This window comes from Paenibacillus glycanilyticus NBRC 16618 (genome assembly GCF_004000805.1).
GTDB classification, from domain to species: domain Bacteria; phylum Bacillota; class Bacilli; order Paenibacillales; family Paenibacillaceae; genus Pristimantibacillus; species Pristimantibacillus glycanilyticus.
The window spans coordinates 1-14,493 of the sequence record NZ_BILY01000070.1 but is presented as its reverse complement, the minus strand read 5'-3'; the positions used below and the strand labels follow the sequence as shown (position 1 = coordinate 14,493).

The window sequence follows — 14,493 nt, the reverse complement described above, 5'->3', positions numbered from 1 at the left end:
TTTGGCTGTCTTTTTGCCTTTAATCAAATCTGTCGGACATCCATCCTGGGCATCCATTAAATCCTCCAAAAAAGTGTCGTCCTCGATTGCTTGATTTGCGCAGTTATTGTCGCCACCGTAAATACTTAAGCTAAACAGTCTTCCTCGTCATTAAAAATTTCAGGTGTGGTTGCTCACTCCACTTCCGCGCTAATTCGACATGTTTACAAGTATCGTTGACTCTACCTGGAGAAAAAACATACTCAAGGACAGCTAACTTGTGCTGTCCTTGTTAATTGTTAACATAGCTCCTAACTGAAATAAAAACATAATTAAAGACCTCCTGAAATTATTCTGAAATTTTGGTCCCCCATCCGTCCCCAAGCAGTAATAACAGGTACTTTACTACAAATGATCATCTTTCCCAAAAACAAAGAAAACCCTTGATACACAAGGGTTTTGAGTGTATTTATTATGGTGGAACCAATGGGGATCGCCCCCCTAACCTCATCTGCTAGTGATGGTTCAAACAATCAGTATCACTTCTTCGCCTTATAAAACTCATGGTACAGCTTCATCAGCGCCCTCTTCTCAATCCGCGATACATAGCTCCGGCTAATGCCCAGCTCCTTCGCAATCTCCCGCTGTGTCCGCTCATCCCCGCCATGATCCAGGCCGAAACGGCCGCGGATCACCTCCTGCTCCCGTTCATCGAGAATATCGAGATTGCGGTAGATCTTGCTTTTCTCAATCTTCAACTGCACCCGGTCCACGACATCATCGGCTTCCGTGCCGAGGATGTCGATCAGCGTAATCTCGTTCCCCTCTTTGTCCGTACCTATCGGGTCATGCAAGGATACGTCCTTGCGCGTTTTCTTCAGCGAACGCAAATGCATAAGTATTTCATTCTCAATACAACGAGCAGCGAATGTCGCCAGCTTCGTTCCTTTGCCGGTCTGAAAGCTCTCGATCGCTTTAATCAATCCGATCGTTCCGATCGAGATCAGATCCTCTAGATCTTCCCCCGTGTTATCGAATTTTTTGACAATGTGAACACGAAAAGATGTAAGTACTGACTCAAAATCGATGACATGGAACCATTTTGAATCGCCAGATACACTGGCAGTTAATTCGCTATTTCCATTCTGTGTTAAATCTATTCGTTTCCGAACACTTTCTTCGCTGGATTTGTTGCTTATTGATTGGAGTCATTTGACTATAGTCTAATCAGACTATATAATATCTTAGTCTAAATAGACTATATTAGGGATGTAAAGGAGTGAAGACTACATGATCAAGTCATTTTTAATGTTGGGTCAGTCGAATATGGCGGGCCGTGGATTTTTGCATGAAGTCGATCCTATCTGTCATGAAAAAATAAAAATGCTGCGTAATGGACAGTGGCAGATGATGACAGAGCCGATTAATTACGACCGTCCAGTATCCGGTGTAAGCCTGGCGGCATCTTTTGCCGATGCCTGGGCAAAAGCCAATCCCGATGAGGAAATTGGTTTGATTCCTTGTGCGGAAGGTGGCAGTTCTTTGAATGACTGGCATCCGGAAGGAATCCTTTTTCAGCATGCTTTGACCGAAGCCCGCTTCGCCCTGCGATCCAGTCAAATCTGCGGAATCCTATGGCACCAGGGTGAGAGCGATAGTTATCGTTCGCTACATGAAAGTTATTACGAGAAATTAACCCTTATAATCGAGACCCTAAGAAACGAATTGAATCTTAATGAGGTGCCGTTAATCATTGGCGGACTTGGTGATTTCCTTGGGAAGACCGGTTTTGGACAGCACGCGACAGAGTATCGACAGGTCAATGAACAATTGCAGCACTTCGCCAACGAACAACAAAATTGTTATTTTGTAACAGCGGCAGATTTGACCGCGAATCCTGATGGCATTCATTTAGACGCGGTTTCGCAACGCAAATTCGGCTACCGCTATTTCGAGGCTTTTTCGAAAAAGTGTCATGTCCTGGAACCCATCCCGGGGGAGGAGCAATCACTGAAAGTGGAGCGCGACTATTCGAAAACAGAACGAATTTACCTTCATAGCATGGATTTGGCTTCGGGCAAAATCACGTACGCAGAATTCGAGGCGCAGATGATGAAGGTGATGCAGCCTTGATCCCCTTACTCATCCTTGGCTTGCTCATCCAAAACCCCGGCGCTCACGGCTACGAATTACTGGCCTTAATGGAAAAACGCCATTACAAATACATTGTAAACTTTACGAAAGGCTCGTTTTATTACAATCTGCAGCAACTCGAAGAAAAAGGTTGGATTGAACAGATTCAGCTGAAACCTTCAACCAGTGGGCGCGAAATTCGGAACTTTAAAATCACCAGATCGGGAATGGCTGAATTCGAAAAATTAATGGTCAAATACGGCACCAACTCGGAATATGTGATCCTGCAATTTTATGGGGCGCTGCTCTTTGCCGATGAATACGACAAAAACAAATTGCTGGAACTGATCCAATCGCAAATCGACCAGACTAATACCCGAATCGCCCTCCTTGATGAATACTTATCCAACACACAAGAGCTTTCCGGCACAATCGATTACTTCCGCCGTATGAACGAAAATTCCCGTTCACATCACTTAGTTAACTTAGAGTGGTTTGAACAATTAAAAGCAGAAATAGAGGCGCAGCTCCCCATAGGCTGATTATATTGCGAAGGCCCCGTTTGATGGCAATCTCCTTATCACTAGTGTCGGTCATTTGTTCTCGTTCTCCACAACGGGATGCGAACGTTGCCAGTTTCGTGCTTTTGTTCGGCTAGAAGCTTTCGTTTTCTTTTGATCAAGCTCAAAGTTCCGATGCCGATTAAATTATCAAGGTTTTCGCTCGTGTTGTCGACGAATTTCTTGGGTTAGCCATTCATGTACCATTAAAAAACGAAGCGAACAATGATCTGCGTTAAAGCTCTTGGGTTCGAGCCCATACTTAGCGCACGATTCGACGAATCCCTTGAAGCGCAAATTGTTCTCCGACCTCACAAGATGGTCAGGCACAATCGTGCCGACCTTCTTGTGCCCGCGCATCGCAAATAATTCAGCCGATTTGCGGCCGATCTCGTAAGTATCGACATGGACGAAGCTATAGGTGCTGCTCTTGCGATTAAACAGCACGGTCGGTACGCTTAGCGGATTGTCTTCGAGATAACGTTGGTCCTCTGAGGAAATGCCTGTTAGAATCACGCCTTGGTACATTCCACTGTCGCATATTTCCTTTATTCTATGGATATGCTTGCGCTTGAAAGGCTGGATCGTCATCATGCGACAGTCCCTCTTAATTAAGCTATAGTTCGCCGATAGCGTTATCAGCCAAATGCTACGAAGCGTGAATCCGGTGTTATGCCAACGAACCTTTCGAACGTATTTCCAAAATTCATATATCCTCTCCTTAAAAGGTTACAATAACTTTTCCTTCGGAGTGGCCAGTAGAAACTTTAATTAAAGCCTTGTTAATGTCATCAATATTATAAACTGAATCTATAGCGGGCTTAATATCTTCATCCTCAACTAGTTTCGTCAGTTTTTGTAATTGCACGCCATTGGCGGACACGAATAAGAAGCGATATTCTTTATTCTGTTTAACTGCTAATCGATCTAAACGAGCACCTACTAAACCAAACAGTAGCTTTTTCCATACCGGAAATTTATTTTCAACAGCAAAGCGGTAATTGGGTAAAGCCCTCAATGATACCAATTTCCCTTGGGGTTTGAGAATAGCAAGTTCCGTTTTGATTTCTTTTGCCCCTAATGTATCGATAACATAATCAATATTAGATAGCAAATCAAAATAATTTTCCTCTTTATAGTTAATGAATTGATCAGCGCCGATGGACAGTATACGTGATCTACCTCTTTCACTGCCGCTCGTAATCACATATAACCCCATCGATTTGGCAATCGGGATTGCCATCGTACCCAAGCCGCCGGTTCCTCCAGGAATAAATAGCTTTTTATCGGGCTGAACATGAAGTACATCATGCAAGGCTTGATATGCAGTCAAAGCCGTGAGGGGTACCGCGGCGGCCTCAATAAAAGAAAGATTTTTAGGCATAACGGAAATCGCATCCTCATGAACTGCCGCATATTCAGCAAAAGCTCCGATTTTATTTATTGGTAGCCTCGTATAAACGGGATCTCCAACCTTGAATTTCACAACATCTTTTCCAACAGCCTCAATAACGCCGGATAGTTCATTTCCTAAAGTTATAGGGAAATCATAATCGGCAATCAAGCGAATACTACCATTTAAAATAAGGATGTCTAAGGGATTTACACCTGCAGCTTTTACTTTGATAAGAACCTCATGGTTATTGATTTCCGGTATGTTTATATTGTTTATTTCTACTTGGATTTGTTTTGAATATTTTTTCATTTGTGCAGCTTTCAATTCTTCATCTTCTCCTTTTCTCGTTTATCTTAATTCCACATTCGTTTATTGGAAAAATTGATGGCGTACTTTAAGTTGTACGCCATCATATAGCAATATCCATGTTGTTCTTTACTGTTGTTGAGATTGAAGTTCTTTCATCGTAGGATAATCTGTATAACCCTTACTTCCGTTGCCAGAGTACAATGTATTACGATCTGCTTCATTCAAAGGAAAGCCTTCTTTAAGACGTTCAACTAAGTCTGGATTGGCTAAAGACCATACCCCGACTGGCGCCATATCAGCAAGGCCATTATCAATATCTACACTAAGATCATCTAGAGACCGTCCAGCTCTATTGACTAATAAAGGATTCGGCCAGATGTTGCGAATTTCACGGAGCAGTGTTTCGTTCCCTAAATGCATAACATGGAGGTAAGCTAAATTATATTGAGCTAATTCTTTTACAAGGTGAAGATAAACTTCAGGGCCGTGTTCGCCCTCATCAATTCCGTTAAGAGGTGTTCCCGGCGAAATACGGAAACCTGTTCGTTCTGCTCCAATTTCTTCAACGATTGCTTTCGTTACTTCAATGGCAAAGCGAGCACGGTTCTCTATCGATCCACCGTATTTATCCGATCGTGTATTAGAATTCTCCCCAATAAATTGATTAATCAGATAACCATTGGCTCCGTGAATTTCAACGCCGTCAGCTCCTGCTTTAATAGCTGCCGCTGCTGCTTTCCGGAAGTCTGCAATTGTCTTCTGGATATCTTCTTCACTTAACTCTCTTGGAACGGGTATTTCCTGCATCCCTTTAGCCGTAAACATTTCTACACCGGGTGCGATCGCAGATGGTGCAACGGGTTGACGATGATGTGTTGTATTGTCGGGGTGCGAAACACGGCCGACATGCATTAATTGGATAAATAAAAATCCACCTGCTTCATGTACCGCATCCGTTACCCTTTTCCAACCTTCAATATGCTTTTCCGTATAGATGCCCGGTGACCTTAAGTAACCTTGACCATCATCAGAAGGTTGTGTGCCTTCAGTAATAATTAAACCCATCGATGCTCTTTGAGCATAATAATGTGAAGTTAGCTCTCCCGGCGTACCATCCTCTAGCGCTCTACTGCGTGTCATTGGTGCCATCGCTAACCGATGGGGTAATTCCAGGTTGCCAATTTTCGTTTTGCTCCACAGTTTTTCCATTTTAAAACCCCCTCTTTGAACTTGAACTGAGTTTATTTTATTAACTCCAATGTTTTTTTCGATTATCGCTCCACTTTAGCCTGTGCGGATCCGACCGCATTTGTCATGAGCTTGCGAGGCAGCAACCGCGGCAAGAACGCCATGAACTTGTTGCGCCCCCCTGTTATGATTAAAGTCTTGCCCCGCAAGAATTCGCGATATCCTATATCAGCCACCTGCCCAACCTCCATGACGCCGCTTCTAAACAGCTTTGAGGTGGCTAGCCCAGCACGATCGACAAAGCCAGTCGCTGTCGCTCCCGGACAGAGCGCGGACACAGTCACACCCGTGCCGCGCAGCTCATTCTCCAAAGCCTCAGTGAACGATAGTACGTACGCTTTTGTCGCGTAGTAAACTGCCATCAATGGTCCAGGAAAAAAAGCCACCAACGAAGCCACATTCAGCACGCCCCCTTGGTGCCTTTTGACCATATCCGGTAAGAACACCTTCGTCATTACAGTCAGAGCCTTGATATTAATGTCGATCATATTCATCTCTTGCTCCAGTTGTGTCTCCAAGAATTCCCCGTACAAGCCGAAGCCCGCATTATTAACAAGAAAGTCTACGGTGATCCCTTTTTCTTTAAGCTCCCTGTAGACTTCCTCTGCCACGTCAGGTAACGCAACATCTTTGGCGATGTATGTCGTTTGGACACGGTATTTTTCCCGATATTCCCTCGCGAGAACCACGAGCTTGTCCTCGCTGCGTGCGACCAGTACCAAGTCATATCCGTCTTTGGCGAAACGTTCCGCCAGCTCTTTTCCAATTCCGCCCGACGCTCCGGTAATTAGCACAGTTTTGTTCATCATTTAAGCTGTGGGTAAATAGCAGCTACACCGCCGGCGAGAGCACGCTGGAGTTGACGGCTCGGTTCATCAGCAAGAATTTCAAAGCTATCGGACTCTATTCCATCAATTGCAATTTTTGCTATATCAGCAGGGTTGGACTTCGGAGCTTCAACGCCTGATGTCATGTCTGTATCCATAAAGCCCACATGCAAGCCAGCTACTCTCACATTTTGAGGATACAGATTTAAGCGTAACTCGTTCGTCATTGCCCACTCAGCCGCCTTTGCAGCCGAATATGCGCCTTCACTCCCGCCAATACTAAACCACGATAATGCGGAAAGGATATTCAGTATGGATCCCCCACCATTATTAATAAGAATTGGTGCGAAATTGCGAATCATGGATAATGTGCCGAAGAAGTGCGTATTAAATTCCAACTGTATTTGATCGAGATCACCGTCAAGCAAAGTAGCTCCTGTAGCCGAGCCTGCATTGTTGATCAGAAGCGTAACATCTTGAGCGGCCATAGCAGCTGCCGCTACCTCTTGAGGGTTCGTAATATCAAGCTTTACAGGAATTACACCGGGAATGTCAATGGACTCCGGATTTCTGGCTCCGGCATACACCTTAACTCCTCTGGATAGAAGTTCAAGAGCGAGATGGCGACCAAAACCTCGGTTCGCGCCAGTGACAAATGCAACTTGTTGAGAAATATTCATGTTCATGTGCTCCTTTTATTGTATTTTGTTTATGAAATTGTTTTTTTGAAGCTATTCGGTCTGCGTTTTGATACGTAGTAGATACGGTAAGTGAGTATTGCTCGATATCCGCCCTTATTGAGAACGATCATTCCCAATTTCGCAAAAAAAAAACTGCAAGCCTTATAGGGTTGTTTTTTGTGTGTTGTGTTGTTTGTTATGTTAACTGCACTGATAAACTTCATTGTAAAGCAAAGCTTTAGAGCTTCTTTCTGCGAATATTTTTGGGAATGTTCATTCTAAAATAGGCATATAATAAATCGATCTGAAAGAGCATGGATTAGCAGAAGGAAGACTTTTCACATCTGAACTGACTACACTCATTCTTCCAAAAGTTTCATCGAAATATGAGTAATACGGTGAAGCTTTTCTTTGGAAGCCGAAGTTCTTGCCATTACCCTTAACCCAATCCATACATTATGCAGGTATTCCGCCAATTCCTCAGCATTGTATGTGGAGGTGAATTCACCTTCACGCTGTCCCCAAAGAATAATCTCCTTGAGCAATTGCTCTGATGTCGTGAATGCTTTCGTGGCCTTGTTGTCCACCTCGACGTCGCGCGCCGCCAATTCTACGGCCGAATTCACCATTAAGCAGCCGGCTGGCGAGTCCTCATCCCCGTCGATCATGAAGCTAAAAATAAACTGTAATGCCTCCGATGCGGTCTTGGATCGTTTAACCCCACTTACAAGCGTGGCGCTGATTTTGTCGTCAAACCGGTCCATCGCTTTTAGGAACAGTTTGTGCTTATCGCCAAAAGTATCATACAAGCTTCTTCGATGAATGCCCATATGCTCAACCAACTCGGTCATGGACGTTTTCTCGTACCCCTGCTCCCAAAAGAGCCGCATCGCCTTGTCCAAGACCTCTTTCTCTTCAAACTCCTTGCTTCTCGCCATTCCCATCTCCCTCCCTCAAGTAATATAACATATTGAGAACGATCAGTAAAGAATCTTCATGTTCTTTTTTGAATGACATAATATTTCCACTAAAGGCGTCTTTGCAAAGATATCGCATGCGATCTCCAAGCATCATCGGCACCCCAGTTCACATTGTCAGCCGCATTTGGATCAAAATTTCCTTGCGTTTGTAATACTAACACCGGATGATGCTCTTCAAGCTGCGGAAATAGGATTGCCGCTAGTTGCCATTGGACATGCGTTAATTATGGATCCTACTTGGGTTGAAAAGGTCGCAAATGGTCGTGAAGCCGAGATAGATTCTGAGTTGAAAGTTTCAAAACTCGACCAGCTTAATATTCCAGAAAAACTCTGGAATGTAATTCAAGCAATGCCCGGTTGGTTTAATATTGGGAAATAAAAAGTAGTCCTTAAGGCTACTCAGGTTGACGAGAAGCCTAAGTCTTTTATGAGACTCCGGGTTTCTTTTGCTAATTCTAAGATGCTCCGTCCATCCGTAGTTCGGTAGGGCAATTCTTACTGTTGCGGACACACATACTGCGAAAGTTTCGATCTTGAAAGCCTTTGCAAACCGGGGTCGTTAAATAACCTGAATCTAAGGCTGCTGCTCCAGAATATTGTTGTGTTAAACTGCCTCTATGGAGAATAGCTTTTCTCTTAAATACTCACGTTTTCTTAGATTTTGACCGAAGTTAAGGCTTCAACAATCAACATTTCACTGGAACGAAGTTGTAGAAGAAGAAATTTGTGGGGCAATTGAAGTGCAAAAAGACCTCCACTTAGACCACTCGCTTTAAAAAGTGGATGTTGTGGTAAAGTAGTCTACGCTCCCACATTCCTTCATTCAACCTGTCCATGAGGTGGAGGTCAGATATACGCTGCCCGGCAGGATCTTCGTCCGTAGGTTCATCCGTGCTTCTTGTTACCTATCGTCTTGGCTTAGGTCATGCTAGTTGGAAAAGTACGTTAGTCGCTAAGAATGCAGCCTTCCGAGCGTTGCATGAGTATTACACCAAACGAGCTAAAATCCGTTGAATAAGATGCAATCAAAGCTGCTTGCGTAATTCTACACATCGAGGGATATCGCTGCATCATTTTGTCTTCACTGAACTCATGTCCCTTTTTCAATATGCCGAATAAGATGCGAATGAGTTTGTTGCATAACGACTAGCTTCTTCCAAAAAAATAAAAAGAAACCCTTGATACACAAGGGTTTTAAGTGTGTCTATTATATTGGAGCAGCAGGAACGAACTCCTGACCTCATGTCTCCAGTGAATGGTTGCAAACAATCAGTATCACTTCTTCGCCTTATAAAACTCATGATACAGTTTCATCAGCGCTCTCTTCTCGATCCTCGACACATAACTCCGACTAATGCCCAGCTCCTTCGCAATCTCCCGCTGTGTCCGCTCATCTCCACCATGATCCAGGCCGAACCGGCCGCGAATCACCTCTTGCTCGCGCTCATCAAGAATGTCGAGATTGCGGTAGATCTTGCTTTTCTCAATCTTCAACTGCACCCGGTCCACGACATCATCAGCCTCGGTGCCAAGAATATCGATCAGCGTAATCTCATTCCCCTCTTTGTCCGTACCAATTGGATCATGCAGAGAGACGTCCTTGCGTGTTTTCTTTAAAGAACGTAAGTGCATAAGTATTTCATTCTCAATACAACGAGCAGCGAATGTCGCCAGCTTCGTTCCTTTACCGGTCTGAAAGCTTTCGATCGCTTTAATCAAGCCGATCGTTCCGATCGAGATCAGATCCTCGAGATCTTCCCCTGTGTTATCGAATTTTTTGACTATATGGGCGACCAAACGCAGGTTATGTTCAATAAGTAAGTTGCGCGAATGTGCGTTGCCTTCGGCCATCAATTGCAGATGCTTCATCTCTTCCTCTTCATGCAGCGGCTGCGGGAAAGCATTATTTTTCACATAAGATACAAGCAGTGATAACTGCTTAATGAATAGCGCTATAGCTGCAAACAACCCCATACTGTACACCCCCATGCTGTAATGGAAAGACTCCGTACGAAACTTTCGGCTCCTTAATACGTCAGTTCTACATTGTATGTGGGCATAGGCCTAAGTGTGCATGTACAGTATCGGGTAATCATTTTTTAAACCATAACCATCCTCTTCTTACTTCTTTCATAAAACACGAAAATAATTTACTTTCCATAAATTACTTGATTTATTTTGAGATTGGGTGATAGAATTATCCATTAGGTCTTGAGAACTAATACATAAAGGAGACAATTATGTTAAAAAAAATCGCACTTTTACTGATGATTTGTATGCTGGCTTTTCAACTCCCTAATCTGGCATCCGCTCAATCTTATTCTCAGATTTGGGTAGACGGACAGAAATTATCTTTATCGCAAGCACCGGTTATTGTAAATAGCACTACCTTCATTCCCGTTACGGTCGTACTTAAAAAGATGGGGTTAACCGTTGAATTAGAACCCGGAGATACGATTAAAGCAAGCAAAAAAGGCATTGTTATGAAAATGAAGGCCGGAAGCAAAATAGCTAATGTCAATGGTATTACCGTCATCTTGGATGAACCGATTAAGGCCATTAACGGAACAACAATGGCACCATTGCGCTTCATCACGGATAGCCTAGGCGCTACTGTTTCAATTAACGGAAGCACGATATCCCTATCAAACGCCAATAAAGCAACGATGTACACTTTCGGTGATTTGCCAATTCTAATTTCCGGCGATTATGCCCGCAACTTAAATAATAAAAGCTATCTTGATTTGAAGATCGTAGATTTCTTCTATAACCCAGCGTCCGGAGAAATTCAAGATATTGATTACTTGTCCAACGTCATTGGGTTCGAAGCAAAGAGCACAAAGAAATACAATACCAACAATATGGAAGTCGGCAATACGACGTACCTGAACAACTATGTGTACATCGGTAGTGTGGTGAAGAGTCTTGAGGATTATGATAATAACGTTCTAATGAACAGCAATTACAGCAAAGTAAGGTCGTATTATTACTCTCAGAGTTATTTGTCAAAAGTGGCTCCCATCATTCAAGCAAACAAAGGTTCAGCAGAAACTGATTTAAAAAACGAGCTGAAGGCAAATAACAATGTCCCGCTTAAAGTAACGAATGCAACGATTTCATATGACGTTCTTGGCTACCCTGAGGTTAATCTAACCGTTAAAAATCTCACAACAAAGACAGTCATAGCCTACGAAATGAACCTGCGGTTATACGATGATTTTGACAGGTCCGTCAATTGGGCCGGAAGCAATCTATTCAAGGGGATCTCGCAAGGAAATTACATCAAGTCAGGCCAGTCCCAAACAGACACTTGGGATCTGTACTTGTACGATTTAACCACGCAAGCGAAGCATATCAAAATCACGGCAGTGAAGTTTTCGGATGGAAGCTCATGGAAGGCCTGATTCATTTCGTTTAGATTGGGTAAACTACCTTAAGACTTGGAATGTTAGCCGAGGAGGTTGTTGATTCATGAGCAGACGCGACAAGCATAATGATGAATACGATGAGTTCTATAACGAAACATCCAATACGGTAGCCGGAATCAATACGCCCAAGGATCATGAGGACTCCGGTCCGCTCGACATGGTTAGCGAAGCCGTCGAAGAATTTATGGAGAATGTCCAGCATACTTTCGACGGGCACCATGAACATCGCGACGATCATAATGAAGACTAAGGAATAAAGGGTTGTTCTTTCAGAAGAACGACCCTTTGCATTTTCTCTTCACCAAACGCGGAACAAATCCATACTTTGTGGTAATTCCATCTTCCAGGCGCGAAAGTTGTCATTGACAAAAAAAGTTGCACGAGTACAATAAAATTAAGAAACAATAAAATCTGCCCTGCATACTCCTAAGTATGTGGTTTTTTTAGACAGAAATGTTGCACTAGTGCAACAATATTAGCTAAGGAAAAGACAAGAGGTGATTTTCATGATGGAGACATCCGTTACGCAGTCGCAAGATGAAGCTTGGCGAACACAAGGTACGCAGCCATCGTTGCCAGAAGTACACCGCTCGCTCCGCGTACCAACCAAAGGCTCTTGGTTGAAGAAGTTATTGGCCTTTTCCGGACCTGGCTACCTGGTGGCCGTAGGTTACATGGACCCGGGGAACTGGGCAACGGATATAGCCGGAGGCGCCATGTTTGGTTACACGCTGCTCTCGGTTATTCTGATCTCCAACCTGATGGCCATCCTGCTGCAGGCATTGGCAGGGAAATTGGGTATCGTAACAGGGAGAGACCTTGCGCAGGCCTGCCGGGATCACTACAGCAAGCCGGTTGTCTTTACGTTATGGCTGCTATGCGAGCTGGCGATCGCAGCTTGCGATTTGGCCGAGGTTATCGGCTCAGCGATTGCGCTGAATTTATTATTCGGCATACCGCTGATTTACGGGGTAGTAGTAACTGTATTAGACGTCTTTATTGTATTGCTTCTGCAGAATAAAGGCTTCAAGTATATCGAAAGACTTGTTATTGTTCTAATTTTTACAATAGGCGCTTGCTTTATTACCGAGATTTTTCTGGCGAAACCGGATGCGCCTGCATTGTTCGCAGGATTAATTCCAAGCCACCATATTGTCACTAACCCAATGATGTTGTATATTGCCATCGGTATCCTTGGCGCTACCGTTATGCCGCATAATTTGTATCTGCATTCGTCCATCGTGCAAACCAGACGTTACGAGCAGACCGAGCTTGGCAAGCGGCAAGCCATTAAATATGCGACATGGGATTCGTCGATCGCCTTATTCTTTGCTTTATTTATAAACGCGGCTATCTTGATTATCTCGGCAGCTACCTTCCACAAAGCAGGTATGACCGAGGTGGCCGAAATCAGCCAGGCGTATGACCTGCTGACTCCACTACTTGGTACGGCAGTTGGTTCCATACTATTTGGTGTAGCGCTCCTGGCTTCCGGGCAGAATTCAACGCTCACAGGCACGCTTGCCGGTCAGATCGTCATGGAGGGCTTCCTGAACATCCGAATGAAGCCTTGGCTGCGCCGCCTAGTCACAAGGCTAATTGCAATCATTCCGGCCGTCATTGTTACCGCGATATCCGGTGAAAGCGGTACGGCACAGCTCTTGATTCTTAGTCAGATAATTCTGTCGTTCCAATTGTCCTTTGCCGTCGTTCCGCTCATTCAGTTCACCAGCGACAAAAAGAAAATGGGCAAATTCGTTAACCCGTTATGGATGAAAATACTCGCTTGGTTCGTGGCAGCTGTTATTATCGTCCTTAACGTCTTCCTGCTCTACAAAACCTTCTTTGGTTAAAAAGAAAGCCTGCCGTTTACGATTTCGTAAAGGCAGGCTTCTTTTATTCAATCGTTACTTGGTAAAGACATGGTTCCCGATCTTCACGGTTACCGGGCGTGACTTCATCCACTGGGAGTTCGTAATTTTGGGATTGTAGAAATACAAAGCTCCATGCGTAGGATCAATCCGCTTTGCGGCATCCTTGGCAGCGTCCAATGCGCTGACTGTCGGCATCTTCCAGAACTGTCCGTTGCTAACTACGCTAAAGGCGCTTGGTGCAAAAATTACCCCTCGGATTGTACTAGGAAAACCGCTTGTTTTTGCCCGGTTCAATATAACAGCCGCTACGGCAATCTTGCCTTTGTAGCTCTCGCCACCTGCCTCCGCATTAACAACCCTCGCCATACGGGATAGGTCAGAACGATCCACCGTTACTTTGTGCAAAGCGTGCAGCGTAATGGAGCCGGCTACGCCGTCGGACTTCAGACCCGCGCCCTTCTGAAAGGCTGCCACGGCAGACTTCGTGGAAGCGCCAAAACTACTCGTAATATTTCCTTTATAATAATCCAACATATAAAGTCTCTCTTGCAAATCCTTAACCTCTGTCCCTTTGCTGCCTACTTTTAACGATGCGGCTGACGCCTCCAAAGGCAGGCAGAGGATAGATGCTATCAGCATCGATAAGACGATTGTGCCAAGCTTTCGTTTCATGTATGCGATCCCTCCAGTATGTATGCTTGCTTGTCTTTAGACTCGCGTTTTCTGAGTTTACCATAACTATCCTGAATAAAAGGTTTTCATAGAATTTTCTAATTAGTTCTAATATAACTCTCAGAATTCATAATAATTATTGGCAACCAACTCATTACTACATATATATTCGCAATATTATTGAGGTTATAGTGGGTGATAATCCATACAAATGTTTACATATAACAAACTGTAAAAAACAAAAAAAGCCTGCCGATAATCGGCAGGCTTTCCTATGTATATGGCTTGCGCCTTCAAAACTGGATGCGAAAGTTTGAATTCCTTAAGTTTTCCGGTTTCACACCGGGGCCCCCGCAAAGTACTCGGATTTAACTCCGAAGCGTTTGCTTCACTTTGTGGGGTATCTT

16 protein-coding genes are annotated in these 14,493 nt (G+C 44.1%); 6 read left to right on the top strand and 10 right to left on the bottom strand.

All coding sequences use genetic code 11. The features are described from left to right. Positions 1 to 518 precede the first annotated feature (518 nt). Positions 519 to 1,067, bottom strand: a complete 549-nt coding sequence (gene sigK / locus PGL01S_RS29955) for an RNA polymerase sporulation sigma factor SigK (protein ID WP_127499294.1) — start codon at positions 1,065 to 1,067, stop codon at positions 519 to 521. A 202-nt stretch (positions 1,068 to 1,269) separates the two neighbouring features. Here sigK (PGL01S_RS29955) and PGL01S_RS29950 point away from each other — a divergent pair, with 202 nt between their 5' ends. Together PGL01S_RS29950 and PGL01S_RS29945 are read left to right on the top strand one after the other, a co-directional pair. Next, positions 1,270 to 2,112: a sialate O-acetylesterase gene (locus tag PGL01S_RS29950; protein ID WP_127499292.1), complete on the top strand. Its 843-nt coding sequence runs from the start codon at positions 1,270 to 1,272 to the stop codon at positions 2,110 to 2,112. Next, complete coding sequence (locus PGL01S_RS29945) at positions 2,109 to 2,654, top strand: PadR family transcriptional regulator (RefSeq protein WP_127499290.1); 546 nt, start codon at positions 2,109 to 2,111, stop codon at positions 2,652 to 2,654. The genes PGL01S_RS29950 and PGL01S_RS29945 overlap by 4 nt, the downstream gene beginning before the upstream one ends. Before the next feature lie 168 nt (positions 2,655 to 2,822). Here the strand turns inward: PGL01S_RS29945 and PGL01S_RS29940 are convergent, their stop codons facing one another. The 6 genes from PGL01S_RS29940 to PGL01S_RS29915 form a co-directional block, all read right to left on the bottom strand. Then, positions 2,823 to 3,266, bottom strand: a complete 444-nt coding sequence (locus PGL01S_RS29940; protein WP_174806624.1) for a type 1 periplasmic-binding domain-containing protein — start codon at positions 3,264 to 3,266, stop codon at positions 2,823 to 2,825. 127 nt (positions 3,267 to 3,393) lie between these two features. Then, positions 3,394 to 4,392 carry an NADP-dependent oxidoreductase gene (locus tag PGL01S_RS29935; RefSeq protein ID WP_127499288.1) on the bottom strand — a complete coding sequence of 333 codons (999 nt, stop codon included), beginning with the start codon at positions 4,390 to 4,392 and terminating at the stop codon, positions 3,394 to 3,396. Positions 4,393 to 4,503: 111 nt separating this feature from the next. Next, the gene (locus tag PGL01S_RS29930) at positions 4,504 to 5,586 is read right to left on the bottom strand and encodes an alkene reductase (RefSeq protein ID WP_127499286.1); all 1,083 of its coding nucleotides are present in this window, start codon (positions 5,584 to 5,586) and stop codon (positions 4,504 to 4,506) included. Positions 5,587 to 5,648: 62 nt separating this feature from the next. After that, positions 5,649 to 6,434: an SDR family NAD(P)-dependent oxidoreductase gene (locus PGL01S_RS29925; protein WP_127499284.1), complete on the bottom strand. Its 786-nt coding sequence runs from the start codon at positions 6,432 to 6,434 to the stop codon at positions 5,649 to 5,651. After that, entirely contained in the window at positions 6,431 to 7,132 is a 702-nt protein-coding gene (locus tag PGL01S_RS29920; RefSeq protein ID WP_127499282.1) for an SDR family oxidoreductase, read from the bottom strand. The genes PGL01S_RS29925 and PGL01S_RS29920 overlap by 4 nt, the downstream gene beginning before the upstream one ends. Before the next feature lie 359 nt (positions 7,133 to 7,491). After that, the gene (locus tag PGL01S_RS29915) at positions 7,492 to 8,070 is read right to left on the bottom strand and encodes a TetR/AcrR family transcriptional regulator (RefSeq protein ID WP_127499280.1); all 579 of its coding nucleotides are present in this window, start codon (positions 8,068 to 8,070) and stop codon (positions 7,492 to 7,494) included. Between the two features lie 166 nt (positions 8,071 to 8,236). On the opposite strand from PGL01S_RS29915, the gene PGL01S_RS29910 reads away from it, so the two are divergent. Continuing rightward, positions 8,237 to 8,491: a hypothetical protein gene (locus tag PGL01S_RS29910; RefSeq protein ID WP_174806623.1), complete on the top strand. Its 255-nt coding sequence runs from the start codon at positions 8,237 to 8,239 to the stop codon at positions 8,489 to 8,491. An 896-nt stretch (positions 8,492 to 9,387) separates the two neighbouring features. On the opposite strand, the gene sigK (PGL01S_RS29905) is transcribed toward PGL01S_RS29910, so the two are convergent. Next, on the bottom strand, positions 9,388 to 10,086 hold the full coding sequence (sigK, locus tag PGL01S_RS29905) for an RNA polymerase sporulation sigma factor SigK (RefSeq protein WP_015845870.1): 699 nt from the start codon (positions 10,084 to 10,086) through the stop codon (positions 9,388 to 9,390). Between the two features lie 266 nt (positions 10,087 to 10,352). Here sigK (PGL01S_RS29905) and PGL01S_RS29900 point away from each other — a divergent pair, with 266 nt between their 5' ends. The 3 genes from PGL01S_RS29900 to PGL01S_RS29890 all read left to right on the top strand — a co-directional run bounded on the left by PGL01S_RS29900 (position 10,353) and on the right by PGL01S_RS29890 (position 13,393). After that, positions 10,353 to 11,516, top strand: coding sequence for a copper amine oxidase N-terminal domain-containing protein (locus tag PGL01S_RS29900; RefSeq protein ID WP_127499278.1), 1,164 nt, complete (start codon positions 10,353 to 10,355; stop codon positions 11,514 to 11,516). 67 nt (positions 11,517 to 11,583) lie between these two features. Then, on the top strand, positions 11,584 to 11,790 hold the full coding sequence (locus tag PGL01S_RS29895) for a hypothetical protein (RefSeq protein WP_127499276.1): 207 nt from the start codon (positions 11,584 to 11,586) through the stop codon (positions 11,788 to 11,790). Positions 11,791 to 12,046: 256 nt separating this feature from the next. Beyond that, positions 12,047 to 13,393, top strand: coding sequence for an Nramp family divalent metal transporter (locus tag PGL01S_RS29890; RefSeq protein ID WP_127499274.1), 1,347 nt, complete (start codon positions 12,047 to 12,049; stop codon positions 13,391 to 13,393). Between the two features lie 54 nt (positions 13,394 to 13,447). Here the strand turns inward: PGL01S_RS29890 and PGL01S_RS29885 are convergent, their stop codons facing one another. Further along, positions 13,448 to 14,086, bottom strand: a complete 639-nt coding sequence (locus PGL01S_RS29885) for a cell wall hydrolase (protein ID WP_127499272.1) — start codon at positions 14,084 to 14,086, stop codon at positions 13,448 to 13,450. 186 nt (positions 14,087 to 14,272) lie between these two features. Further along, the coding region (locus tag PGL01S_RS31160; protein WP_218032389.1) for a hypothetical protein at positions 14,273 to 14,493 on the bottom strand (221 nt) is incomplete at its 5' end.

What these genes read in the sequence shown, in the direction of transcription:
- PGL01S_RS29950 (WP_127499292.1), top strand. Translation starts at nt 1,270, where the DNA reads ATGATCAAGTCATTTTTAATGTTGGGTCAGTCGAATATGGCGGGCCGT.
- PGL01S_RS29940 (WP_174806624.1), bottom strand. Translation starts at nt 3,266, where the DNA reads ATGATGACGATCCAGCCTTTCAAGCGCAAGCATATCCATAGAATAAAG.
- PGL01S_RS29930 (WP_127499286.1), bottom strand. Translation starts at nt 5,586, where the DNA reads ATGGAAAAACTGTGGAGCAAAACGAAAATTGGCAACCTGGAATTACCC.
- PGL01S_RS29925 (WP_127499284.1), bottom strand. Translation starts at nt 6,434, where the DNA reads ATGATGAACAAAACTGTGCTAATTACCGGAGCGTCGGGCGGAATTGGA.
- PGL01S_RS29920 (WP_127499282.1), bottom strand. Translation starts at nt 7,132, where the DNA reads ATGAATATTTCTCAACAAGTTGCATTTGTCACTGGCGCGAACCGAGGT.
- PGL01S_RS29915 (WP_127499280.1), bottom strand. Translation starts at nt 8,070, where the DNA reads ATGGCGAGAAGCAAGGAGTTTGAAGAGAAAGAGGTCTTGGACAAGGCG.
- sigK (WP_015845870.1), bottom strand. Translation starts at nt 10,086, where the DNA reads ATGGGGTTGTTTGCAGCTATAGCGCTATTCATTAAGCAGTTATCACTG.
- PGL01S_RS29900 (WP_127499278.1), top strand. Translation starts at nt 10,353, where the DNA reads ATGTTAAAAAAAATCGCACTTTTACTGATGATTTGTATGCTGGCTTTT.
- PGL01S_RS29895 (WP_127499276.1), top strand. Translation starts at nt 11,584, where the DNA reads ATGAGCAGACGCGACAAGCATAATGATGAATACGATGAGTTCTATAAC.
- PGL01S_RS29890 (WP_127499274.1), top strand. Translation starts at nt 12,047, where the DNA reads ATGATGGAGACATCCGTTACGCAGTCGCAAGATGAAGCTTGGCGAACA.
- PGL01S_RS29885 (WP_127499272.1), bottom strand. Translation starts at nt 14,086, where the DNA reads ATGAAACGAAAGCTTGGCACAATCGTCTTATCGATGCTGATAGCATCT.